The 22,637-nt window shown below is 42.9% G+C and carries 25 protein-coding genes; 12 read left to right on the top strand and 13 right to left on the bottom strand.

Annotated features, from left to right (window positions below; genetic code table 11):
* Position 1: 1 nt before the first annotated feature.
* Together DYD62_RS23720 and DYD62_RS05660 are read right to left on the bottom strand one after the other, a co-directional pair.
* Positions 2-2,080 (bottom strand): phospholipase, encoded by a 2,079-nt coding sequence (locus DYD62_RS23720; RefSeq protein ID WP_174900832.1) that lies wholly within the window; start codon positions 2,078-2,080, stop codon positions 2-4.
* On the bottom strand, positions 2,080-5,046 hold the full coding sequence (locus tag DYD62_RS05660; protein WP_115226458.1) for a type VI secretion system Vgr family protein: 2,967 nt from the start codon (positions 5,044-5,046) through the stop codon (positions 2,080-2,082). Before DYD62_RS05660 ends, DYD62_RS23720 begins: the two co-directional genes overlap by 1 nt.
* A gap of 457 nt (positions 5,047-5,503) precedes the next feature.
* Here DYD62_RS05660 and DYD62_RS05655 point away from each other — a divergent pair, with 457 nt between their 5' ends.
* The gene (locus DYD62_RS05655; RefSeq protein WP_115226457.1) at positions 5,504-5,830 is read left to right on the top strand and encodes a DUF4258 domain-containing protein; all 327 of its coding nucleotides are present in this window, start codon (positions 5,504-5,506) and stop codon (positions 5,828-5,830) included.
* A 116-nt stretch (positions 5,831-5,946) separates the two neighbouring features.
* Positions 5,947-6,426: a hypothetical protein gene (locus tag DYD62_RS05650; RefSeq protein ID WP_132038696.1), complete on the top strand. Its 480-nt coding sequence runs from the start codon at positions 5,947-5,949 to the stop codon at positions 6,424-6,426.
* 245 nt (positions 6,427-6,671) lie between these two features.
* On the opposite strand, the gene DYD62_RS05645 is transcribed toward DYD62_RS05650, so the two are convergent.
* From DYD62_RS05645 to DYD62_RS05620, 5 genes are all read right to left on the bottom strand, one after another.
* The gene (locus DYD62_RS05645; protein ID WP_115226455.1) at positions 6,672-7,049 is read right to left on the bottom strand and encodes a type II toxin-antitoxin system VapC family toxin; all 378 of its coding nucleotides are present in this window, start codon (positions 7,047-7,049) and stop codon (positions 6,672-6,674) included.
* Entirely contained in the window at positions 7,043-7,255 is a 213-nt protein-coding gene (locus DYD62_RS05640; protein ID WP_115226454.1) for a ribbon-helix-helix protein, CopG family, read from the bottom strand. Before DYD62_RS05640 ends, DYD62_RS05645 begins: the two co-directional genes overlap by 7 nt.
* A gap of 876 nt (positions 7,256-8,131) precedes the next feature.
* Positions 8,132-8,332, bottom strand: a complete 201-nt coding sequence (locus DYD62_RS05630; RefSeq protein ID WP_115226452.1) for a hypothetical protein — start codon at positions 8,330-8,332, stop codon at positions 8,132-8,134.
* A complete protein-coding gene (locus DYD62_RS05625) occupies positions 8,332-9,177 on the bottom strand; it encodes a hypothetical protein (RefSeq protein WP_132038695.1) in 846 nt (281 codons plus the stop codon). The genes DYD62_RS05630 and DYD62_RS05625 overlap by 1 nt, the downstream gene beginning before the upstream one ends.
* A 54-nt stretch (positions 9,178-9,231) precedes the next feature.
* A complete protein-coding gene (locus DYD62_RS05620; protein ID WP_115226450.1) occupies positions 9,232-9,483 on the bottom strand; it encodes a hypothetical protein in 252 nt (83 codons plus the stop codon).
* Positions 9,484-10,634: 1,151 nt separating this feature from the next.
* Between DYD62_RS05620 and DYD62_RS05615 the strand changes: the two genes are divergently transcribed.
* A complete protein-coding gene (locus tag DYD62_RS05615; RefSeq protein ID WP_115226449.1) occupies positions 10,635-11,765 on the top strand; it encodes a phage integrase N-terminal domain-containing protein in 1,131 nt (376 codons plus the stop codon).
* A 119-nt stretch (positions 11,766-11,884) separates the two neighbouring features.
* Here DYD62_RS05615 and DYD62_RS05610 read toward each other — a convergent pair whose 3' ends face one another.
* Together DYD62_RS05610 and DYD62_RS05605 are read right to left on the bottom strand one after the other, a co-directional pair.
* Complete coding sequence (locus DYD62_RS05610; RefSeq protein ID WP_115226448.1) at positions 11,885-12,343, bottom strand: RES family NAD+ phosphorylase; 459 nt, start codon at positions 12,341-12,343, stop codon at positions 11,885-11,887.
* Positions 12,343-12,876, bottom strand: coding sequence for an Xre family toxin-antitoxin system antitoxin (locus DYD62_RS05605; RefSeq protein ID WP_165928726.1), 534 nt, complete (start codon positions 12,874-12,876; stop codon positions 12,343-12,345). Before DYD62_RS05605 ends, DYD62_RS05610 begins: the two co-directional genes overlap by 1 nt.
* 968 nt (positions 12,877-13,844) lie before the next feature.
* On the opposite strand from DYD62_RS05605, the gene DYD62_RS05600 reads away from it, so the two are divergent.
* From DYD62_RS05600 to DYD62_RS05550, 9 genes are all read left to right on the top strand, one after another.
* Positions 13,845-14,288, top strand: coding sequence for a hypothetical protein (locus DYD62_RS05600; RefSeq protein ID WP_132038694.1), 444 nt, complete (start codon positions 13,845-13,847; stop codon positions 14,286-14,288).
* Positions 14,289-14,362: 74 nt separating this feature from the next.
* Positions 14,363-14,857 carry a JAB domain-containing protein gene (locus DYD62_RS05595; RefSeq protein ID WP_115226445.1) on the top strand — a complete coding sequence of 165 codons (495 nt, stop codon included), beginning with the start codon at positions 14,363-14,365 and terminating at the stop codon, positions 14,855-14,857.
* Positions 14,858-15,131: 274 nt separating this feature from the next.
* Positions 15,132-15,281, top strand: a complete 150-nt coding sequence (locus DYD62_RS23585) for a hypothetical protein (protein ID WP_165928725.1) — start codon at positions 15,132-15,134, stop codon at positions 15,279-15,281.
* 122 nt (positions 15,282-15,403) lie between these two features.
* Positions 15,404-15,829, top strand: coding sequence for a hypothetical protein (locus tag DYD62_RS05585; RefSeq protein WP_115226443.1), 426 nt, complete (start codon positions 15,404-15,406; stop codon positions 15,827-15,829).
* Positions 15,830-15,861: 32 nt separating this feature from the next.
* Positions 15,862-16,386 carry a hypothetical protein gene (locus tag DYD62_RS05580; protein WP_115226442.1) on the top strand — a complete coding sequence of 175 codons (525 nt, stop codon included), beginning with the start codon at positions 15,862-15,864 and terminating at the stop codon, positions 16,384-16,386.
* Positions 16,387-16,611: 225 nt separating this feature from the next.
* Positions 16,612-17,529, top strand: a complete 918-nt coding sequence (locus tag DYD62_RS05575) for an AbiTii domain-containing protein (protein ID WP_115226441.1) — start codon at positions 16,612-16,614, stop codon at positions 17,527-17,529.
* Positions 17,530-18,493: 964 nt separating this feature from the next.
* Positions 18,494-19,324, top strand: a complete 831-nt coding sequence (locus DYD62_RS05565) for a DUF932 domain-containing protein (RefSeq protein WP_115226439.1) — start codon at positions 18,494-18,496, stop codon at positions 19,322-19,324.
* A gap of 330 nt (positions 19,325-19,654) precedes the next feature.
* Complete coding sequence (locus DYD62_RS05555; RefSeq protein ID WP_132038693.1) at positions 19,655-19,960, top strand: hypothetical protein; 306 nt, start codon at positions 19,655-19,657, stop codon at positions 19,958-19,960.
* Positions 19,961-20,118: 158 nt separating this feature from the next.
* On the top strand, positions 20,119-21,039 hold the full coding sequence (locus DYD62_RS05550; RefSeq protein ID WP_115226436.1) for a hypothetical protein: 921 nt from the start codon (positions 20,119-20,121) through the stop codon (positions 21,037-21,039).
* Positions 21,040-21,162: 123 nt separating this feature from the next.
* Here DYD62_RS05550 and DYD62_RS05545 read toward each other — a convergent pair whose 3' ends face one another.
* The 4 genes from DYD62_RS05545 to DYD62_RS05530 form a co-directional block, all read right to left on the bottom strand.
* The gene (locus tag DYD62_RS05545) at positions 21,163-21,543 is read right to left on the bottom strand and encodes a hypothetical protein (RefSeq protein ID WP_115226435.1); all 381 of its coding nucleotides are present in this window, start codon (positions 21,541-21,543) and stop codon (positions 21,163-21,165) included.
* An 82-nt stretch (positions 21,544-21,625) separates the two neighbouring features.
* Entirely contained in the window at positions 21,626-21,829 is a 204-nt protein-coding gene (locus DYD62_RS05540; protein ID WP_115226434.1) for a hypothetical protein, read from the bottom strand.
* On the bottom strand, positions 21,829-22,095 hold the full coding sequence (locus DYD62_RS05535) for a hypothetical protein (RefSeq protein ID WP_115226433.1): 267 nt from the start codon (positions 22,093-22,095) through the stop codon (positions 21,829-21,831). Before DYD62_RS05535 ends, DYD62_RS05540 begins: the two co-directional genes overlap by 1 nt.
* Positions 22,092-22,346 (bottom strand): hypothetical protein, encoded by a 255-nt coding sequence (locus DYD62_RS05530; protein ID WP_115226432.1) that lies wholly within the window; start codon positions 22,344-22,346, stop codon positions 22,092-22,094. Before DYD62_RS05530 ends, DYD62_RS05535 begins: the two co-directional genes overlap by 4 nt.
* Positions 22,347-22,637: the final 291 nt, after the last annotated feature.

Raw genomic sequence — 22,637 nt, 5'->3', positions numbered from 1 at the left:
TTTAATCCTGATCGCTAAGTTTTGGGTCGTCACGGTAAAATTCGACCAATGAGGCTATGGGGGACTTATGCTTACTTTGAGCCTCATTATTTTTGTTGATAATTTTTCCCCACTCTTCAAAAGCCTTCACCGGATCATCCTGTGCTCCCAATCCCTTGGTATGCAGCGCCCATAAATCACGGCGCATTTTCTGGGTGACGCTACCTGCTTCATGGGCGATATTTAATTCGCTATCTACTTCCATGCTGCGCACATTGATATTGGCCGAGCCGTGGGTGGTAAAGACATCATTAATGATCATCAGCTTGCTGTGGATATAAACAGGCGTCCATGGCGTCCAAGTTGGCTGAGGAGCTGGGGGCAGACTGCCTACCGGACGTGGCACGGGTCTTTCACCTTGTGAGCTTGCGCCATTGCGGTAAGTGCCATAGGCATCTGGCAGGGTGGACGCTTTCATGGATGAATCCGGCGCGACCAGCGTACATACAATCACCTTAAGCCCCGTCCTTGATTCGGGATGTACGCTGTAATCTGGGTCTTTTAACTCTGCTTGTTTTTTTTCTAGCTCAGCGGTTTTTTGTTTGGCCGCGGCTAGCTCTTGATTGGCTTGTTGGCGCTCGGAGTCGAGTGCTTTTTGGGCTTGTTTGCCCATGCTGCTGTTTGGGTTCAGCCCTACATTAGTTCTGCTGGCGTTATTGTTTTTAATTTGGGCAAGGTGTTGCTGGATTCTGGCCTGCTGCAATGCTTTTTCAGTATCGTCCAGCCTCATTTGCTTAGTGACGCCGGGGATATTATCTGCTTTACCTAGGCTATCCATCATTTTATAAGTATTGACAGTGCCAGGCCCCACGCCCTCGTCACTAGAATTTGTTACAACAAATAAGTGAACAGGCGGGTATTTGCCCGCATCGCTACCATGCGCTTCTTTGCTTTTAGCCAGATTGGCTGCAACGTCTTTGATCGTTTCCGCTAGTTTAGTCCAGCGAAAATATTGATTTTCCAGATATATAAAACCAAGTGAATTGTTCACGGCTTGCATATACAGCTTTTCAATATCACGCACGGCCTTTTTACTCTGAGATTGTGTGCGTAATATTTGCGCCATCAACAGCTTGCCCGCTCCATCTGGCCGAGGGCACAGCTTTGCACCAGCCTCTTTGGCCTTGCGCAAACCCATTAAATCTTCACCCGTTTCTTTTTGCCAAGCTGTTGCAAAGTTATGATGTAAATGCTCCAAAATCGGGCCATTCACTTTTGATGAAATATCTTGGCGAGGTTTATGGCCATTGGCCCCAAGATTGCCTGCGAAGCGCTGAATGCTATGTGCGTTAGTATCCCAATATTCGTCTAGCATATTGTGACCCATCACAAAACCACAGGCCGATTCAGGCAGCTCATAATCAATCACGACCATTTTTTGATGGTGAGTGACCGATGCGGCATACAGCTTTTGGGTGGTGCCACTGATTTCTTTTTCGCTGCGATTGATTTTTGCGCGGTAATAAATTTCTGCGCGTTCAAATGCATCAAACCCACGCCCAATAAAGCGTAGAGGAATACCTAATCTGGGGCTGAGCGGCTGGCACCAGTTTTCTTGCGCAACCTTCCAAGGCTTGCTGCCATCGCCGTACTGGCTGTACCACTTTTTATCGTAAGCATACTGATCATTGCTAGCCGTTTGCCCTGCTCGATCTTTAATCCCTATTGTTCCATAGCCGGGCAAATTAGATTCGCCGCCTGCGCCAGTAACATTGATCCCTGCTGGGGCCATTGCCCAGCCCAATACCCTCACCTTAACGCCTTCTTTAGCTTTTATAACTAACAGCTCACCAATTGATGGCTCTTTTCCATTGCGGATAAAATACATCGACGGCTGAAATCCCCAGCAAATAATATCAACTGTTTTTTTAGCTTTCGCAATCGCTAGGTGGACTTCACGGAAAGTATCTTCACCATTTATCAAAGGCTGATAGCAGGTAGGAACAGGGTGATATTCTGTTTTTTGTACAAACCACTTTAGGGAGGCTGTGGCACTGTCCGTTACTTTAGTGCAGATGGGTACTACGGTGTCTTTACTCATTAAGCCTTACCTTTGGCATTAAAAAGACCCTTCACGGTATCTAAGTAAGATTGGCGATGATCTGTATGCTGGTCTGGCTGATTGATTTCAGCGTTACTTTCTGGTTGGTGATGTTGTAAACCTTGGTTGGCAAGGTTTGCCTGCTCAGCATTACGATACTCGCTTGGCACTGGTATTTGGTAAGTCTCGCCGTTAGCGAGTACCAGCTTGTAATGTTGAGTCACAATTTCATGATCAACTAATAGCTGCCCTGTTGAATCCATCACATCTTTTTTGACCTCTGCCCCATCTGCAAACAAGGTATAAGGCATCCCAGCCAAGCTGGCATCGGTTGTGCCAGGTGTTTGCTGCAAGTTTAATTTTATTTTTTGTTTCGGCGTACCTTGGGGGAAAGCGGGATGTTGGGCGGTCATTTTAGCGGGGCCGCTTACATCATGATTCGCACCTTTTACCGTTACCGTACCGGGGCAATGAATCTCGATATTGCCGCCTTTCAGCCGGATATAGCCGCCCCCTGCCGTGACCAGAATTTCGTCTTTGGCCACTACGGTAATGCTTTCTTTGCAGGCAGTGACTTTTAAATCTTTATCGCCGGTAATTTCAATATCGTCGCTTTGCGCCTGCAGTTGGATTTTGCCCTTGGCAGCAATTAGCTTCAGTGCAACTTTGTCTTTTACTCCCGCTACAAACAGACTGATGTGTTGGCCTACATTATGTATCCAGCGGCGGCCTGAGGTTTGATTGGTGTCGCGCAGCGCAACCAGATCTAGGTTGGTGCCTGCGGTGAGCGTCTGGCTTTGCGGGCTGGTGATGGCCACGCCGTCTTCCCCGTGCAGCAGGATGATTTTTTGTTGGCCTACCTGGCCTTGGGATTTACTCTTGCCGTCTTTATCGGTATTGCTGCCTGCTTCCAAGCTTTTGCTGGCGTGCACATGGTGATACAGATGGCCGGAGGTGGCTTTGTCGCCTGCGCTATTGTCGGGCTTAACGGTTTTATCGCCTTCGCCGGTTTCGATAGTATCAGCGAGTTGGTTGGTGGCCGTTTCGCCTAGGCTTTGGGCCAACGCTAAAGCTGATTCGAGCTGGCTTTGGGCTGGGCTGTGGTCTAGCTGCTTGCCCGATGCACCGCTCTTGGCTTCGGTGCTGATCAGTAAGCCTTTGGCGCGGATGGCTCCCTGATTATCCGTGCGTAATTCAAAGCCTTCGCCGCGTGGTTCGCCTTTGCCGTCGGCTCTTGGGTGGATTAAGTAGCCAAGGTTGAGCTGGGTTTTGCCGTGCTCGCTGGATAGCTTAGTGCGTACTTCGCCCTTGGTGTCATCAAACAGCAGCTCGCCGTACTGGCCGCCTTCATGTTCTTTGGTTTTGATACCTGACAGTGTTTTATTAGCGGGTAAAGCACCAGTGCCGCTAAAGGCGGGTACTGGATGGCTGCCGTTATAGACCACTCCAGTGACTACAGGGCGGTCGATATCGCCTTCAACAAAGCTGATGGTCACTTCCTGGCCAATGCGCGGGATGAACTGATGTCCCCAGCTTGCGCCTGCCGATGGCGCGGCAACCCGTATCCAGCAGGAAGATTGCTCATCCATATTTGCGCCAAACTCAAGATGTTCTGCAGGCCGGGCCCAGTGAAATTGCACTTTTATGCGCCCTAGCTCGTCGGTATGCACTTCTGCACCGGCAGGGCCAACAACGGTGGCGGTTTGCAAGCCTGGGCTGGTGGGCTTGGTAAATTCTTGCTCGCCCAGATGGCTAAGCACAGGCTGGCCGCGCCTTTGGGCGGTGAAATCGGCTTGGTAAGGCGCGTTATCTTTGGCTGACGTGGCAAGCAGGCTAGGTGCAACTAAGCCAAGTTGCAGGGTTAAATCCACCGGCAAATTATTATAGGCGGTGAATTTAAGCTCAGTGATGGCGAATTCGCGCTGTTCAGCCGAATCGAAATCATGCGCAGGGTGATCTTCTAATCGGAACCATTGGCCTGCTTGCAGGCTGCGCAATGTGCCAGAGCCGGTAAATGATTTCTTTTGCCCGTCTAAAGCATCTTGGCGCAGTTTTGCATCTTGGTTAAGCTCGTCTAAATTGCTGGCATAGTAATGCGCTTGTGGGTCGTAATATTCCAGAGTTGATTGGATTTGTTGCCCACCTTCGCCTTGGTCGATCGCGCTATTACTTGAGCTGTGGCTGGTACTGCTAGCTTTGTAGTCGAAGCTGGCAAGGGAAACAGAGCTACTGCCAATTTTCCTTTGACTGTTCCATTGGGTAAGAGAGTCACTTTTCTCGCTCGCATCGGCACGGTGAAAGCGGGCGGTTGGCTCCAAAGCTTCTGGGATGGAGAATACGTCATCAAAAACCACAAGCTGCACTTGTGGGGAATCGCCCGCCAAATGTTCAAATCGCCATGATAAACCGCATTCTTTCAGTTGCCTGGACAAGAACGAAAGATCATCCTCTCGGTATTGCACGCAGTAAGATCGGGGCGGGTATTCGCCGGACAATTTAAAGTCTAGCGTTTGTACTGAGGCAAACACAGGATTCTTGGCCTGATGCTCTGCCAGTACCTGCTTCACAATATCGATGATCGATAAGTCTTGGAATACCCGCGAAGTGCGACGATATCTAAGTAGCGCAAAAGGCGGCTCTACTGTGAGGGAGTATTGAGCAAAGCCGCCATCAGATCCCAATAATTGCGCCTGGCTAATTACCCCGCAACGCTCGATCGCATTGCCATTGGCGTCAGCTATAGACAATACCACCGGCTGGCCTAGCAGCGATTTGAGTTCTAAAGAGCCGTCGGGGGACAGGCAGTTAACCTGATAATGATAAGCGTAATTAATCCCCTCGCTACCGATCACATGCTGGGGTAGCAACTGCTCGCCCCATGCTGCACCATCGCCTAGCTGAAGAGAGATAAGTCGCTGATCTTGATTAAAAGCAGCGGCGAATGAAGCAAGCAGATCAACGGTCATAAGAAACCAAGGGCTTACAGGAAGGATGCTATATTACACGAAGCTTTATTCTTGCTGATCTACCATTGCAAAGATTGTATGGTGTAATTATGAACATAGTTAGAATTTGTAAGGTAAACCACCTATTAGAATATCGAGATAGAACGCCCAAGTGGCGGGGATATCTCCTGATTGATTTTGTACGAGATCTGCAACACCATCGCTTAAGCCCACTAACGGATATGCTACGTATCTGAACAAAAAAATATCAAGAAAAGTGACCTTATACTACGTATAAAGTACGTCGTATAAAGTGCGGGGTGTAAAACACAGCCCAACTACCGTAGAAACAATGAAGAAATCATAGCGAAAGATTTAAATGAAATTTAAGCCAATAAAGACACACCGGCTATCAGTTAGGAAATATTGCACTAGCTTTTATTTTCCTGCTAAACTATCATTTTGATAGGTTAGTGAGATGACGATGGGTGTTGAAATACAGACCATGACTCATCTAGAAGCGATGCAAACCATCAAAGCGGCATTCAGCTCTGGTGATAATTTCGTAACAACCAGCCATGCAAGTGAGCGCATGGCAGAACGTGAAATTAGCTTGCACATGATCCGTCATGCTGGGAAAAATGGGCACTTGCAGCGCCCGCCCGTTTTTAATGAGGCACACAAAAACTTTGAGTGTCGCATTCAGAATTACTGTGCTGGTATGAACTATGTTGTTTGTGTTGCTCTATCCAAGAACGATGATGGCGTAATTGTTATTACCGTCTGGGAAGTTAGCGAAGAATAACTCGCCAACACTTATACATCTATTCGCAAAAAAACGTGCTGCTCTAGCGCGGGAATTAAGGCGCTATTTTGCAATAGCGTCTTTTTTCATAAGCGAAACTCTTAGGTATGAAGATAATGACTCAGCTATATCACTATACGATGTGTGGTTTAGACAACGTATATCTTGAAAATGGCTATACGCACACCCAAACCACCTATGGTCCAGCGGTTAAAATCGAAGACTCCGAAGGTCTTGATCGAGCAATTGCTGTTGCCCTTATCAACGGCAACGCTCCACTCAACGGGAAAGAGATCCGGTTCATCAGAACGATGATTGGCATGTCCCAAGGCGACCTAGGCGCTCAATGGTTCAACAAGGATGCGCAAACGATTGCCCGCTGGGAGAAAGGCACCAACCAGATCCCTTGCGCTGAAGAAATGCTATTTAGACTATTCAGCAAGGCATTTCTGGATGGCAATGAAACTGTACGCCAAGCCGTTCATGCGCTTAATTTTATAGATCGAGTGAAAAACCAGAACATCGTTCTATCAGAGACAGATGGCCACTGGGTCCCATTAACCCAAATCATCGAGCCTGAAGAATGCACTGGGTAATCTACGACTCTAAAAACAAAAAAGCCACGAAAAGATTCGTGGCTTTTTAACTTTAAAGCCCCTTATCCCGGTGGGAGCTGACGTATCAAGTATTGCGCCTAAAGTTCAAAAAGAGTAATTGTTTTTTTATACGGAAACCGCAACAATTCTAGCGCCAATTGTACAGCTCACGACAAGAACCAAACCTTGCCAGCCTGTGTGTTTCAGCCCCATTATTTCGGCTTACGGCATGCACCAACTTTATTTTAATGATTTACCTGCAGTTGATACGGTATGCGCACGCCAGGCTCATCCGCGTGGAAGTCTTTAGGGTTACGGGTGACCAGTAATAAATTATTTTCTTGAGCTGTTGCCCAAATAATAGCATCCGGTAGCTTTACCCTTTTAGCCTGCCTAATTTCAACGGCCCTGCGTGCAACGTGCATATCGACGGGCAGTAGTTCAAAAGATTGTAAAAAAGCCTCTGTCTCAAGCCGATCTAGGTCTGTGGCTCCTGCCATTACCTCCATCCAGGTAATCATGCTGATTGCCACTTCGGTATAACGGGATAGCTCGTTACGCGCTTCTTCATGGCCATTCAAATAGTCGATCAGAATATTGGTATCGAATAACGCTTTTACCATTCTTCGCGCATTCCGTTTTCATACTCCACCCCATCGATGGCCCGTGTTTTCCACAAGCCAAATGCTTCATCTGTTTTAGGTGTATTGGCTTGAATAAATGCGTCAATAGCACGCCTCACAGCTTCAGCCCTGCTGATACCTGCTCGCTCACAGACCTTGGCCAACGCATCTATTTTGTTATCTGGTATATCCATCAGTGCCCGCATAACAGCATCTCCATGTTTACGATATACATATCATATATCAAAATCAGGTAAAACCAAAAAGTCAATATTATTCGCGCCATGAACGGCTTAAACATTCTGTCTTAAAACCCGTTCCGGGACACTTATAGTTAGTCCGATATTTGTATACATTTTTTCGGACAATAAATCAGGCTTATAGATGAAGGCACTCGATTAGCAGCCTTTATTCAATGAAATACTACGTATATGCTACGTATATCTTAAGCAAGATACAGGATGTAATTATTTATACTACGTATTAAATACGTAGTATAAATTGATAAATACAGGCATAAAATCTAACTCCAATCTTTCCCTATTTTATCGATCGTGTAAAAAGTCAGACTATCGTTTTATCTAAGGGAGATGGCCACTGGGTCCCATCAACCCAAATCATCAAGCCTGAGAAATGTACAGTGTGATTTACGATTCTAAAAACAAAAAGCCACGAAAAAATTCGTGGCTTTTTAATATTAAAGCTCTTTAACCTATTGGGAACTGACGTATCAAAAATTACGCCTAAAGTGCACGATTCCTTGCTCTTCCACTACGGAAATACGGCTGGTCTTAGAAGAGGCAAGCGCCTTAATTGCCCCAAAAGAAATCACTTTCCCTTCCAAAACTACGGGCCTTTTTGAGTGGAGAGCCCCTTCAGTAGTCACGCCGTTATGCTGGTATAGCAGTGAATAATTGGACATCATTTTTCCTTAGCCCTTACACAAAAAAATCGAAGAGACGTATTAGTAGTACCTCTCTTCGAAAACCCAAAACGTCATAAGCTCACACACAATAACGCGACCTACTTCCGCGCTTCAAGCCTTCAAAATACACGTACTCAAAACTAATAGCTGCCATGTGCTATGGCATCTTGTCTGCTCGATCTAGGCTAGTTTCCTCACCAACCCTGCTTGCTGCATCTGAAACTTCATCGGCCTGATTTGGGTATAGACTTTTCATCAAATGAGCACGAAGAGATCTTGAAACAAGCACCAAATCCCCTTGATCAGAAATTTCATATACCCCTGTCTCTTGTCGCCCGCTTGGTAATTTTTTTGGCATTAAACCTGTCCATTTCTTCTCAATTTCAAAAGATTTCGCACGGCAAAGAACAACCCTATCGTGCCAAAATATACTGAATCTACTATGGCATTATCAGGCTGTGTTAGAAACACAACGTGCTCATTAAACGTCACGCGGCCCATGCTTTTAACCTCCCAATATTCTTTAGCTTCTGAAGCCAAGGAATGTAACGTCGGAATTTCAATACGCCCTGCAGCAGATGAATTTATCACCATCAAGCTTTCTAAACTGGCCCCTTCAATCACCCCAGATACATGCAAAACTGTCAGCATAAAACTCTGAAATTCTGTCTTAATAACCCAGTGAGAAACACACTCTGAAACCATCTTTTCGCGTCGTGGAACCTGAATTTGAATGACTTTAAAAACTGATTTTTTGGCATACCATCTACATATCGCTTTCACATAAATTTTAAGCATTTTTGGTAATAGCCAAACCATCAACTTATGATCATTTGCGGGCTGGCGTAACAGAGATCTCGTAATCGAAAAGCCCGCAGCTAACATAAAAGCAATAACCGTAAACGTCTTGATAGCATTAACTCGAACCTGTTCGGGCAGCGATAAAAGAACAACCGCCACAGCAAAAGTCACTCCCAACAAGCTAATCCACAGCAAGGTTTTAGGCAACGCTTGCATGGTGATAATCATTGAGACAATTGCGAAAAAAGATAAGCACATGGCAATGCAGAACAAAAAATTAATAACCAGGTTAGGTAACGGAATTAATTGAAGCACGCATAACATTATGCCGAAGCAAATTAGAATCGCTTTGGAAATTTTTGACGCCAGCTTATCTATAAATAGTGGAGCAGTTTTAGACATACAAACCTACTTATTCATGTAAAAGAACGAGGCTCAGAACAGTTTTTTTGCCCTTTAAATTTGATTTACTGGGGTACTAGATCGGGCGATATTATCTTCAGCAATTTTCATAAAAGACAACTCAAGATCATCATCTGACATCTCATTCAAACCGTACTTTAATGCGAGCCTGCCCAGGCGATCTATTTTAACTTTCAGCTCTTTCTGCTCTTCAGCCTTAATTCTTTTTTTCAAATTTAGCAGCTCAGCCCGATGCTTTGCCTCTTTATTTTTCAGCTCCAACACACCACTTTTAGCACCGGCCATCTCTTAATCCCCTTTAAAGAAGTTCAATTATTTAAGCCCCTATTTTACGACAGGGCTAGTGTCGCCTCGTTTGCTAAGTCCCCCTATATTTCACGCCATTAGTACACATAAAACTAAAGCCGTAAAAAAATCACTTAATGAGTGATAATTAGAGAGACAAATCAATGCCGTTAATTATCAATGATTTACCCCTATAAATAATGTGATACTTACAGGAGATTAAAAACTGAACGCAAAATAATGTTGACACTTACAAGTGTTTTACTTAGATTGATGTTGCAGTCACAAACGCAAGCTGAGCGTTCAATAAATGCAGCGCCTCTAAAAAGGGCAAATCAAAAATGCTGGTAGAGATACCGGACTAGGCTAGGATTACCTAGACCATTTAGAGGAGTTCGCTCCTTTTGTAGATCGGTAGAAATAGCATCAAGCGATTGTAGCTATTTGAATACTGATGAGTTAAGAAGTACGGCCATGGCAATAGCTTAGGCACATAGATCAGTTTTTTTTCAGACTGACAGAAAAAAAGCGGTAGAAAATATCGCTCCTATTGGCGCTCGCCAATGGGTCAAGTAATCCACCTGTTGTTCTCTCGAACAACACATACCAATGCATCTTAAGTAAGCAAATTTCGCAACGCCTGTAGTGTTGGCATTTTTTCGCCCCTATCTACTTCGCACAACGCGCTTTTTGTTTTTTTTGATCCATTGAATAGATCGGCCATGCAGAGCCGGTTGGTAAAAAAATACGCATATAGCCCCATAGCACCCGCAAGCAGCCGCTTGAATTACATACCGAACCTCCCTATCGCAGGCGTGGCAATCGTTATGGAATTGTGCAGAACTGATCGCTCAAAAGTAGGCCCATTGAGTGAAGATATGATCAGGATGGAGGTGCGAAAGAATTAGTTGCCGGTACTTATAACCGGATCATTGCTTATCGGGTTTTGTCTCCCGGTAAGCCTACGCCTAGCGTAGCCCTGTATTGCGTATGCCACGCACAACAGGAGGATGAATTCAGCTCTAAAGAACATGGCTGGCCAAGATTTATTAATCGCAACACCTGTGGTACTGCAACCGCACAGCATTGAATATTGATGACCTCGACTGCACGGGTATTGAATTGATTTACAAATACAGGCAGAGCACAGCATGAACACACTTAAACAGGCAGCAATCAATAAAGACCGAGCACGCCGGAAGCGAGTAAACACAAGTAGCCCAGCTCACAGCCCAACAGTAAAAAAAGATTTGCAAGTCGAAAGAATGGCCACGAGATTGCGCGAAAAAAATGGCGAATTGCAAATAAGCCCACTGCACCTCGATATATGCACCCTGCTTGCGGAGCACAGCGGCAAACCGGCCAAGATGAAGCACAGCCACCACAATATTGTGAGTGACGAAACCAGAGATAAAAAGGCAACAACGATCTTTAACGCATTCAAACAATTGCGCGGGCTTGGTTACAAAATTGAGCGTAGTCACTCACTTGGCCAGAAGCATTTGATCGCATTGTTTTCGCTTTGGCAGGATCAAAATTTAAGCGCATCAACAATCGAAAATCGTGTCAGCGTATTACGTCAATTTTGCTGCTGGATGGGGAAGTTTGGCATTGTTGATGATGCAAAGGCCCAACTTTCTAAGCCTCTGCCTAAACGGGCATACGGGGCAACAAGTGACAAAACGTGGACAGGAAATGGTGTTGATGTGCTCAGTAAAATTGAAGAAGTTGCCGACGAAAATTTAATTATCGGCTTACAACTCAAGCTTCAATATCATTTTGGCCTGCGCCGGAAAGAGAGCTGGCTATTCCAGCCTTGTATCGCCGACTGCCTGGATATGATTGAGCTATCGCGAGGGACCAAAGGTGGCCGTGGCCGTGTGATTGCGATCAAGACGGTAGAGCAACGTCAGTTGCTCGATACCTGTCGATCCCTTTTCAAAGGAAAGGCAACGATGGTGCCGAAAACCTACAAGACACTAAAAGAATGGGAAAACCATTATGCCTACGTTTTGCGCAAACATGGCATAACAAAAAATGAGCTCGGAATCTCCAGTCATGGGCTTCGTCATGAATTTTCAAATGAGCAGTATGAAAAATTAGAAGGCGTGCCATCACCGATTAAAGGTGGTGTATTGCGGCCACAGCAGGACATGGATACTCGTTACCGTATTTCTCAAATGCTCGGGCATGGCCGACCTTATGTAACGAGCTGCTACATCAGCAGTCCAGGCTTATTAAGAAGGCATCAGGCGGAGACACAAAACAAAGATATGGCGTAGTAAATACGTAGTATTTCTACTATTTGATTGATTTGTTAGGGGCAATGAATAATTACTACGTATCAATTACGTAGTTCAAGTAGTACTCAGTTAAATTTAGCCTTCTCTCCGTTCAGTTTTTATTTCAGCATCCGTGAATCGAATTGATACGCCCGTAACGATGACAACTGAATTTGTCTTGCTGCTGGATGGCGAGGGTTAATTACGAGATTTAAAGACTCTGGCAATAGCGCTGAAGGAACAATCAAGCCGAGATACCGGCCTGTATTTAAAAAGCTGGAACCGTATGCTTGTGTTTCCTCGGTAGCGCTCTCGCTACTCCATGAGAGTGGCAAACTATCCCTTGTAGGCTGAAAATATAGCTCTGGGTCATCAGGCAGTGACAACTCAACGATTACATAATCATCAGGCAAGGTATCACCCAAGTGAACAAACGTCTCAAGCACACATATGGCCGGTGTAAGCCCAGCATATAAAGCAAAATCACCACGACGATTCCATCGTTGTCCAAACCGAGCTGCACCAGTTCCGCTTAGGTCTTCAGCATAAATATTTTTTGCAATTCGCCACACCTGCATCAGAACCCACCACCGTGAACAATAGCGGAAAGTGTGCGCCGAATATGCATAGCTCCTTCTTCTGTATCCAAGTATTGCAATGGAGACTCACCACTAAGTGTGTTCAAACGGGATGACATCCAATGGCCCGCTTTCTCTTTGCTACCAAAAGCCTCGGAGGCCAGAGTTTCAATCTCTGCGATTCGCATTAAACGCTCAGACTGAACTTCATTCATTAACAATTGATTGTCTTGGTAACGTTTACGCGTGGTCTTTGGTAAGCCAATAGCTGCCTCGATTTCATCTTGTGAAACCAGTAAATCACGCGCAAATACTGGAACCAACTGAGGAGGAAACCCTTTCTTAATCAGGATACGCCGATTAGGCGACGAAAAAGCACGCATTGAATCTTGGAATTGTTGAATAGAGCCTACGGAAATATTTATGCCAAGAAAATCGACAACAACGGGGTGAATCGCTGCTTTACTGGGGGTTACATTCCCCCTATTTGGTAGCGCTGGCCCTGCTGATGTTACTAACTTCAGTTGCTTCATCACGCTCTCCATAAAAAGTCCAAATGGTCAGTTAATTATAACCAAATGGATCAATCTTTAAAGGTGAATTGCATCATTATTTATTTCTGAGGACAAAAAAATATGTTTAGCTTAAAGCGCTTATTTTTTAAGCACACCAATCGATCGCGTTACTTTTAGCGGTTCAGTACAACGTAACACTGAATTAACGAGGTCTTTATCCACAGATTGTGTGAGCAACTTAGCCTTTCCCAAGGAAAATATTACTAGCAAACAACAAAAACCAAACAAAAAGTACGTATAACGCAAGAACCATACGTAGTAAATACGTAGCATATCTCACCAAATATTACATAACACTACGTATTTACTACGTATATTTTAGTTATTGATTGCTAAATAAGAGCTACTTGACAGCCTACATCGGCTCAAGCTAATGTTATGACTCATACCCTATCTTTATCGCTTTACGACGTGCGAGCTGGCCACGGATAGACACACAGCAAGGACTCCCTGTAGTCCCTATTCAAAATCTTGTGCTTTATGCAAGTTCGACATCTTTGGTACAGATGTGTGATTTCACCGTGATCCTTGCCGCTTTACCTCGGCACTCCCCTCTACCCAAGTAAGACCATCCCCACGCATTTTTAATGCACTTGGATGGCTTTGGCACGTCCTGTTTCGCTTAAGACCGCCTGCGGCCACGAAACCCACTCTCATCGCACATTGCGCATTAAACATCACCTAGATTGCACTAATCTCCCGGTGATTTTTTTTGCGTGTCGTCATGAGAGCATCTGCCAGGCTGCTGAGAACCTTGTTCTCGCAGTCTGGCCATCAATTCCAGTGCTCGCTTCACCCCTACACTGAAAACCTACCTCTGTTATGAACTCTGAGGTATTCCCTTCCCTTTTTTTTATCAACTACGATTTACTCACCCACTGGGCGCACTACCCCAATGGGGATATTGCGTCGTCTTTAAGGAAAACATGATGAGCAAAGAAATCGCTTTAAACAGCAGCATGAATAAAAAAGAAAAATCATTCATCGTCTGCTGGACAATTGGCGATACAGATCACTGGCAGCCATACCTTCTTGGCGATCACAACGACCCAGAAGCTGAAGCTCTAAAACATTACGATCGTTTAATCGAAAGCGGCGTAAGTTTAGTCAATGTGACAGCCGTGATTAAAAGCACAGACTATGCAGAACCAACTCTTTGCACTAATCCAGACAGCACACATACTTTTACAACGAAGCAGGTACTTGCATTACGTTGCATTTTTGCCGACGCGTTGGGGGCCTTTCAAAACAAAGTAACGCCCACAGAGCATGATTGGAAAAACCACTTACTTAGTTTGCAAGATCTTAAAGACGCGTTTCCTTCCGTACTCAGCAATTCACCGGAGACAGAAGATCTGCATTTAGCTTAAATAAATTCACCTTCATTCAATCCCCATTGGGTCATGCCCACTGGGGGCATGATTCCCTTAAGAAAGGAACAATCATGCAAATTTACACATCAGCTCAAGAAACTTCACCAAACTACTCTTTGGATGAGATGACACAGCTCCTGCAAGCAAGGGATCGCTTGCTTGCAATATGGGACAGCACATTAAAAAGGGAATGTGTAATAAAGAGTCCCAAAGCACTGGTAGACTACTATCAGCTCGTATTTGGATATGACGGCCTAGAATCTTTCTTTGTATCCTACCTTGATGCCAAGCATCAAGTAATCGCCACACACCGAGAATTTAGCGGAACAGTCAACGAGGTCAGGGCTTACCCTCGTGTCATTGCACGTCGAGCACTTCAGCATGACGCAGTTGCAGTTGTATTAGCTCATTGCCATCCAAGCGGACACGCGGAACCAAGCCAATCCGATTTAAGAACCACAACCGAAATTAAAAACGGTTTAGAGCTCCTGAATATTAGCGTCCTAGATCACATCATCGTAGCAAGGAAAAATCATTACAGCTTTGCAGAGCATGGTCTTCTATAGCCTTTGGTCGTCAGACCAAAGAAACAAGAACACCTTAACGAAAGCGCGATGAAGTGAGATCTTTAATGGTTAAAAAACATAACTTTGCGGCTAGGAAAATGGCAGACCATTTCCGAGTGGTTGGCCTCGCTGGTGCAGGGGGGTTTTATGTGGCTGGCACAAAGGTATCAGGAGATGAGTACATTATCATTTGTGCCATCGGTGCTATACTAATTTGGATGTCTGCATTCGCTGCAGCAACCCTATTAGATTTAATTTTTGGGGAGCCAGATCAATGAACCCAGTTCTTACCCAAATCATCCAACTAGCTTTAGTATTTATCTTTGCAATTATTTTCACAGGCGTGGCCGCAGGTTTAGCGTTGTCGTGGAATAGTCGCAGGCTGAAACGTAACGATGATAATCAAAAAATAAAACCAAGCTAAAAGTTACTTTTAGCTCAATAAAGCCTACGTTTCGACGTGGGCTTTTTTACGTCTATTTTTCAAACCCAGTGGGTGCATCGACACCTAACGGGTTGGTGTACCTGCTTATTACGAGATACACCATGAAAAAGCTAGCAATTTCGATTACCGGCAAAACAACGTTAGATTTAGAAAATTCCATACTTGAGGTTCTAAGGCTGATAAGTAATGGCAATACTTCAGGTTTCGATTCAAACGAGTCTGGCCAATATACTTTTGAAGTAGAAAGCCGAACAGAACCCAGTGCCTTTCCAGAAGAGTTTTACAAAGGGCATTGGTATTTAGATCTTGAAACAAGTCAGCTTTATATCGTTCCTAATAGCCAGTATGCAATTGCCGAAATTATCGGGGCTGACGATGAAAAGCTGGAGTTACTCAACACAATCTATCGAGAAACACCATTCGATAAAATTAATCCATTACTGATCGCTGAAAAACTCCATCTTGAAATTGTTATTGATGCACTTAAGCGCTTTGATCCAGATGAAGAGTTTTACTACGTAGCGTAATATTTTTTTAAAATCTAAATTGGAAATAAAAAATGACCATTCACTCAACACATCCTGATTTAATTACACGTATTCATTCAAATGTTTTACTTATAAAAGCAGGATATGACGTAAATGACCCAGATGTTATAGATTTAGCTTACCACCCTGAACAGCTCAATGGCAAAGTTATTGATGAACAACATAAATCATTAAATATAAACGCACTGGAATATTATCTTGATCATTTATATTCTAATTGCGAAAAATCAAATACATTTTTTGACAAAGTAAATGGAAAAGTAATCGATAAAATGTGTGATAATTTAACAATCACTTTAATTATTATGTTCATACTCTTGATGGCAACATTGGCCGTTATAGATAGCTTTCATTCAAAAGAGTTTACATTTATCCCTGTTGATGAAGTTCAACGTTTCTGCTTCTCATTTGAAACATCAAAACCATACACATTTTCGCCGGGAGGAGAGTATACGTTTAACGGAAAAAACTATCGGTGCGAACAGGTAGCCAATTTTTACCAATGGATACCTATCGATAGCAATGCAAATAACTAGACCTAGCGATTAATGCCAGCGCTAAATAACAAAGCCGCTCCCCTTTCAGGGGAGCGGCTTTTTACAGCTCAAACATATAGGGAGTGGCCGCACTTTGGCTTAAGCCGTCACCTGGGCCATGTAAGGTTTTGAAGTCATATCGGTCGTTGAATTTGAAAACGGGACTATTTGTTTTTCTAAGGATTAGATAACATGTGACCATGACTAATCTATGAGTAGTGAGCGGTGCAAAACTCTCCCGTACTAAAATTGCAGGACATGGCAAGTTCAACCTCGACTAGCATTGAAGAATTGCTATCAAGAGCAAAGATGATATCAGTAAAGCTAGGCTTACAAGATATATCCGATTGGCTTGAATATGAGCTAAATGGTTATCCATCAGCAGACATTCTTCCTGATTACCGAATTTTAAAAGATATTCCAATCAAAGCATGGAATCCACACAGGGGATGGATTCCATGTGAGGTTGGTAATTTTGCAAATAGTGAAACACAGGATATCTACGATGAGCTAACAACGGTTAGCATCAGCCAACCAGTGTCAATGCTGACTGAATTAGCCAAAAGTGAGGAAACGTTGCATGCTGATCTACCTTCTTATCTGGCGACTGTATTAAATGCAATGACTAACACCAATTTCCAGATGAAATGGTTTATCCCCTCAACTCAAATGACTAAAATACTTTCAAACACGCGATCAAAAATACTCGACTGGGCATTGTTGCTTGAACAAAAAAATATTTTAGGTGAAGGATTACAGTTTTCTAATGAAGAAAAGAAAGGGGCGGCAGAAATGACAATAAATAATATTAACTTCCATGGAAATGTTAATAACGCTGGAACAATAGGTGCAGGCAATACTGGTGATATTAGCCAGCAAAACAGGATCATTGCAGGTGACTTCAGTTCGCTTGAACATCAACTTAAAGAATATGGCATCCAAGATAAGGATATTGCTGAATTAAAGCTGGCTGTTGATGGCTCTCCTGCTCCTACTTCATCAGCTAATTTAGGTCATAAGGTTGGAGGTTGGCTTGGAAATATGATTGGAAGCGCTTACTCAGGTAGCCTTAAAATTGCCGGATCAGTTGCTCCAACTCTGCTTACTAATGCGCTCTGCCACTACTACAATATTCCTGCTTGATCCCCTTGGAATTTGGGAAGCTGAACGGGCACTTTCAAGCATCCTCAATACTATTTGAAAGAGCCCGCAATAACTTCATTAAGGCACTTCAATCAAGATCTGTTCTTACCAACTTGAAACATGTGGTTGCAACGATTACAAAGAAACGAGTCATCCCATATGGCTTTGAGAGGTGGCCATGTTTTCGAGTTGTAATTAACAGCAAAGACTATCCAAGCTACAGAACCTGCAATCCACAAAGTGCCAGCAAGCCCAGCAAGTACCTTGTTGTGCCCCATAAAGAGACTAAGAACAAAATACGCTAGAAAGATGTACCCAAGCGGCTTCAATAGTCGCTTTTTAGGTGGAGGAGAAGCCTTCAGAGACATTGCTGTCTGGGCAGTTCCCCGTGTTTTCGTTTTTGCTAACCCTAGGCCCAAACCACCTCGGCCCAGCCCGATACCTGATGTATTGGATGAAGTATTAATGTCAGATATTCCGTGCTCAAAGATCACAGAAAGTCGCTGTGTCGCATCGCTATTACATGTAGGGCAATTTAAGTCTGTACTCATTGTCATCTCGCTGATTTTATCCTTCGAACATTGTAACAAAGTAGTAAAACTTTGAAAGAAATTATGCTGATTTAATATGACTATTCTCAAAATAATTCAAATAATTAGCACTTCCCTTTAATGTTGCAAACAATAAGGGCTTCGTAGATAATGAAAATTCATGCTTCAATCATTAATTTGACGTGCGAACTGAACACGAGCTGAAACACAGTCATTGCGTATAGCAAATCGCCTCAACTTGTATTTTTCACCCCCCAAACACAAAGAAGATTATTCAGTTTTTTTGTGTAGCAGATCTTGAAGCCGTTTGTACTAAGGCACAGATCAGCATTTAAGCTTTTCACTTTTAAATTCACCCCACTGGGAACACCATCCCAGGCGGGCATGGTGTTCTTCTTTTTTGGAGATTCATCATGTTCGGTACTTCTCATTTAATGCACAGTAATCGTGGCGCTATCGCGTCCTCTCTAAGCAATGACCAACTCCGTCGTGCAGCTTCAAGCGTCTTTGCTGAAGATCCTCACGACAGTCGTTCTGAGCGTTATCAGTTCATCCCCACCATCCAAGTACTTGATGCCATGCGTGCTGAAGGTTTTGTGCCGGTCCGAGCCATGCAAAGTAAGACGCGTGATCTCGACCGCCGAGATCACACCAAGCATATGGTTGTGCTTCGACACCAAAATGATTTATCCAAAACAGATATTTGCCCTGAAATTATTCTATTAAACAGTCATGACGGAAGTAGCAGCTACCAGTTGCATGCTGGCTTATTCCGCTTTGTCTGCTCCAATGGAATTATTGTTTCTGATGCCACTTTTGCGTCTGTGCGAGTACATCACTCCGGTCGAAATTTGATTGATGATGTTATCGAAGGGACCTATGAAGTTGTTAAAGAAACACCCATGTTGATGGGCAAAATAGACCTGATGCAATCCACGCAATTGAACGATCGGGAGCGAAATATTTTTGCTGAATCGGCATTAGAGCTGAAATATGAAAGCGCAGATGCAGCTCCCATCGACAGTTCAAAGTTACTTTCTTATCGTCGATCAGAAGACAAACTGCCTGACTTATGGACCACCTTTAACACTGTTCAAGAAAACTTGATCCGTGGCGGATTAAGCGGAAGAACAGCCAAAGGGAACCGGACGTCAACACGCGCAGTGAAAGGCGTATCTGAGAATGTACGCCTGAATAAAGCTTTGTGGACGCTGGCCGAAAAAATGGCTCAGCTTAAGCATTAATTTTTAAAATCGCACCGAAGCTATTATGGTGCTTATCAACGAAGAGTGTGGGCCTTAGGCCCGCACTCTTTTTTTTGAGGAAAATATTTATGCTCACTACTGACGAAATGGCAACTTTCGCGGCCTTATGCTCGAAGTTGAAAAACATCGAAGTAATGCAAATTGTGCTTTCAGACGGGGAATATGACCTAACGTTGCAAAGACGAATCCACATTCCAGATTTCACCACAGCTCTTAACCTAATCACGACGGCTGTGTCTTTAGAACAACTCAAGAAAATCATTGAGAGGTGCGATGCCCTTTATCTCCAAGGAAGCCTAGAAATGGCAGATGAAAATTGGCCACGACTTACTCATGCAATCTCTATTCGCGCAGACCAAATTAGGCTGCAAACAAATAAGCCGCAATAAAGGGACAATCATGGCGGTAAAATATGTCGTTAAAGATGAACATACCCTTGGTTATATTAATGATGAGTATCCAGGCCTAATGGGGGTTCTTTTTGGAAGCAGGCTTAAAGGTGGCCATGATTGGCTAAACGGGCCAGTTCACATTACAAGCGATACACAGGTACGTTCTGCCACTAAAGAGGATTTTGAGACTTTTCGGGTAGTGATGCCTTCAGACTTCACGTAAGAAAGATTGATTGCAATTTAACCTTACCGATTTATCGTAATTAATCATTAAATTAAGTCTTAGTCTTTTATATAAAGCGTTTAAGAAATTTTCACATTTTATAACCCTTAGGGATACTAATCCTTAAGGGGATTGGTGTCTCACTTTCGGAGCACATCATGTCTTATAAAACCATTCGTAAAAATGCACTAAAAACCATCAAAGCAACGTTGGAACAATGCTCTGTTATACATTGCCACGAATATGATGAGATGAAATCATATGCGGACAACAAGACATTCTCAGTTACAGACGTACTTGAAGCAGGAAAAAAATTTGAATTTGATCGGGTATATCTCAGCTTAGAAGGCGAGGAATGGACCTATATTCGTTGTGTAATTCATAGCAACTACTTTTTCACCGGCTATCGCTCTAAAGAAGCTGCAAGGCGTCTGATGACAAAAGAAGCTTTTGCTAAGTCTTTCCCTGACGATGCAGCAGCAGAGCTTGTCCTAGATGAATTAAAACAAAAGCAATTAGCAGAACAACGCAGCAATGATCAAGCTAAAGCAGTAATAAATCAAAAAACAAATGTTTCTCAGCCAATTTTCTATTTAGGGCAACACATAATTGCGAAATTTTCAACGAAAATAAAATTTAGCCATATTGCAGACTATATCAATGAATGCTCTAAACCACAGGAAAATCCCCCTTACTGGATAGACAACCAGTGGAAGAAAAATTTCAACTGGGAAATTAGGGAATGCAAAATACAAAAAATCCTGACGTTAGAGCCATTAGAATATGATTTATTTATGGTCAATCTTTTAGAAGATCGCTATTATTTTTTCAATGGGACAGGAGGGACAAGCAGCGACTTCAATCTCAATAGAGAAATTAAAAATTTTGGAGAATTAACCGATGAGGAACAAGTAAAGTGGCGAGCTCTTGCATATAGCTTGGTTGTCATCATTCAATCGCATGGACGTAAATCAATTGCGGTAAATCCAGAAGGACATAACTATGTTCGCTACGTTGGAATAGAACCTACACAAATATACGTAGATAAATCAATTAAAATAGTGAGCAATCAACATTAGTAAAATGCCACCATAAAAAGACAAACCCCAGCCTTATTCCTTTGGAATGCGACTGGGGTGTTTTTTAAATATTTTCACTATAAAAAAGGTAAACATGATACCAAAAATAAACATCATACTTACTTAAAAATCAAAAAAATCCTGTAGCCTTTTATAATAAAAAACTGAATTTGAATATTTTTTCAACAATTCATCACTCACTTTTTTCATCGGCTCAGCAAATTGAGGCTTCAAAGAAAAGATATTTGTAAATTCAAGCGAATACTTATTTAAAGCATTGAGATACGCCAGCATAACTTTCCCCTCTTCAAGAGGGTTATTACCCCATGATCTTAACGTAACTAAATCGCGAATTTTGTTTTCGATTTCACTCCCGACCTCCACTAAAAGCTGACATTGCCTTTTTAAAAAATCTCTATCACTCATTGTATTGCCGTCAAAGATAGTCAAACCATCAATATCAATCTCTTTAGCGCGTGTTACAAGCTCATAAATTGTTGTCATTACAATTAACCTTATTTTAAATATAAACACATAAAATCGAAAAGAAATCAATAACACTACATTTTAAATTTATATTTTTTAACTATTTAGGCAATCTGATATAACCATTTCGACTAGGTATAAAACAATCATCACTTCTAGCCGAAGTTTTAAGATTACCACGCAATGCCTGAACCCAACCCCGCTCATACTCATTAAACTGCACTGAACCTTGTTCGAAAGGTATCTTTAACGGCAGGCCAGATAAGAAATTTTCTTGGCCTAATAAAAATTCATTAGATTCCATCAGGAACGTTCCTTACTATTTTCCTTATTGCGCTCACGCAATTGAATAGCAGACATTCCTTGAATAAGTCCAAGTATGCAATGAAGCACCCCAGAAAAAACAATAACGTGCAAAATAAAATCAAATAAGCTAGATGAGCGATTTGAAATGATTCCGGCAACATAAGCCGTCATTATTAAGCCAATAGAAATGGCTATAGCGAAAAGTGCGCCTTTCTTAAGACAAAGGCACCACTTATAAATGGCGAGTAATTGATTGTTTGTCATTGGTAAAAACGCGATTCATCGCAAGTTGAAGAGGAAAGCTGTATATGGGCGATCACTTTATTTTTCGCTTTAAATAAAAGTGCAAGTCCTTCTTCACGCTCAACTTCATTTGCAAAATTAGCCTGCGAAAAACAAGCGCCTAAATTTTCTAATGCAGAGCGTGCCCGCAGGTAATCCGTAGATGGAAGAGTGTCAAAAAGTTTAAAAAATCTTTTTGTCTCTTTTTTCATTTGATTTAAAGCGTAACTCATACCAATCACTCCAAATTACTTTGTTATACGTATAGCTAGCGATTCTATCGCTCTCCAATACGCAATGGGACCAACAGATAAGATTCACATAAAACCGAACTGAAATAAAACAATTTGATGCTGCCATTCTCTATGAGGGTACAGTGGCAACATTAATATTTTAGCAAACAGTAGGAAACTCTAATTAATCAGCACATTTCAAAGCCAGCCAAAATTTACTCCATTCAGTACGATATTATCCCACCCTAACCTCTGTAAGCTTTCACCGACAAACCTCAATAAATATTATAC

The sequence above is a fragment of the Iodobacter fluviatilis genome (assembly GCF_900451195.1).
In the GTDB taxonomy this organism is placed as follows: Bacteria; Pseudomonadota; Gammaproteobacteria; order Burkholderiales; family Chitinibacteraceae; genus Iodobacter; species Iodobacter fluviatilis.
This window is presented reverse-complemented; position numbering and strand designations above follow the sequence as displayed.

What these genes read in the sequence shown, in the direction of transcription:
- DYD62_RS05545 (WP_115226435.1), bottom strand. Translation starts at nt 21,543, where the DNA reads ATGACAACAATTTATGAGCTTGTAACACGCGCTAAAGAGATTGATATT.
- DYD62_RS05610 (WP_115226448.1), bottom strand. Translation starts at nt 12,343, where the DNA reads ATGCAGGTGTGGCGAATTGCAAAAAATATTTATGCTGAAGACCTAAGC.
- DYD62_RS05530 (WP_115226432.1), bottom strand. Translation starts at nt 22,346, where the DNA reads ATGAGTTACGCTTTAAATCAAATGAAAAAAGAGACAAAAAGATTTTTT.
- DYD62_RS05535 (WP_115226433.1), bottom strand. Translation starts at nt 22,095, where the DNA reads ATGACAAACAATCAATTACTCGCCATTTATAAGTGGTGCCTTTGTCTT.
- DYD62_RS05625 (WP_132038695.1), bottom strand. Translation starts at nt 9,177, where the DNA reads ATGTCTAAAACTGCTCCACTATTTATAGATAAGCTGGCGTCAAAAATT.
- DYD62_RS05645 (WP_115226455.1), bottom strand. Translation starts at nt 7,049, where the DNA reads ATGGTAAAAGCGTTATTCGATACCAATATTCTGATCGACTATTTGAAT.
- DYD62_RS23720 (WP_174900832.1), bottom strand. Translation starts at nt 2,080, where the DNA reads ATGAGTAAAGACACCGTAGTACCCATCTGCACTAAAGTAACGGACAGT.
- DYD62_RS05600 (WP_132038694.1), top strand. Translation starts at nt 13,845, where the DNA reads ATGATGAGCAAAGAAATCGCTTTAAACAGCAGCATGAATAAAAAAGAA.
- DYD62_RS05640 (WP_115226454.1), bottom strand. Translation starts at nt 7,255, where the DNA reads ATGCGGGCACTGATGGATATACCAGATAACAAAATAGATGCGTTGGCC.
- DYD62_RS05650 (WP_132038696.1), top strand. Translation starts at nt 5,947, where the DNA reads ATGACTCAGCTATATCACTATACGATGTGTGGTTTAGACAACGTATAT.
- DYD62_RS05540 (WP_115226434.1), bottom strand. Translation starts at nt 21,829, where the DNA reads ATGGAATCTAATGAATTTTTATTAGGCCAAGAAAATTTCTTATCTGGC.
- DYD62_RS05605 (WP_165928726.1), bottom strand. Translation starts at nt 12,876, where the DNA reads ATGAAGCAACTGAAGTTAGTAACATCAGCAGGGCCAGCGCTACCAAAT.
- DYD62_RS05555 (WP_132038693.1), top strand. Translation starts at nt 19,655, where the DNA reads ATGAAAATTGGCCACGACTTACTCATGCAATCTCTATTCGCGCAGACC.
- DYD62_RS05550 (WP_115226436.1), top strand. Translation starts at nt 20,119, where the DNA reads ATGTCTTATAAAACCATTCGTAAAAATGCACTAAAAACCATCAAAGCA.
- DYD62_RS23585 (WP_165928725.1), top strand. Translation starts at nt 15,132, where the DNA reads ATGAACCCAGTTCTTACCCAAATCATCCAACTAGCTTTAGTATTTATC.
- DYD62_RS05595 (WP_115226445.1), top strand. Translation starts at nt 14,363, where the DNA reads ATGCAAATTTACACATCAGCTCAAGAAACTTCACCAAACTACTCTTTG.
- DYD62_RS05585 (WP_115226443.1), top strand. Translation starts at nt 15,404, where the DNA reads ATGAAAAAGCTAGCAATTTCGATTACCGGCAAAACAACGTTAGATTTA.
- DYD62_RS05655 (WP_115226457.1), top strand. Translation starts at nt 5,504, where the DNA reads ATGACGATGGGTGTTGAAATACAGACCATGACTCATCTAGAAGCGATG.
- DYD62_RS05620 (WP_115226450.1), bottom strand. Translation starts at nt 9,483, where the DNA reads ATGGCCGGTGCTAAAAGTGGTGTGTTGGAGCTGAAAAATAAAGAGGCA.
- DYD62_RS05565 (WP_115226439.1), top strand. Translation starts at nt 18,494, where the DNA reads ATGTTCGGTACTTCTCATTTAATGCACAGTAATCGTGGCGCTATCGCG.
- DYD62_RS05630 (WP_115226452.1), bottom strand. Translation starts at nt 8,332, where the DNA reads ATGCCAAAAAAATTACCAAGCGGGCGACAAGAGACAGGGGTATATGAA.
- DYD62_RS05580 (WP_115226442.1), top strand. Translation starts at nt 15,862, where the DNA reads ATGACCATTCACTCAACACATCCTGATTTAATTACACGTATTCATTCA.
- DYD62_RS05660 (WP_115226458.1), bottom strand. Translation starts at nt 5,046, where the DNA reads ATGACCGTTGATCTGCTTGCTTCATTCGCCGCTGCTTTTAATCAAGAT.
- DYD62_RS05615 (WP_115226449.1), top strand. Translation starts at nt 10,635, where the DNA reads ATGAACACACTTAAACAGGCAGCAATCAATAAAGACCGAGCACGCCGG.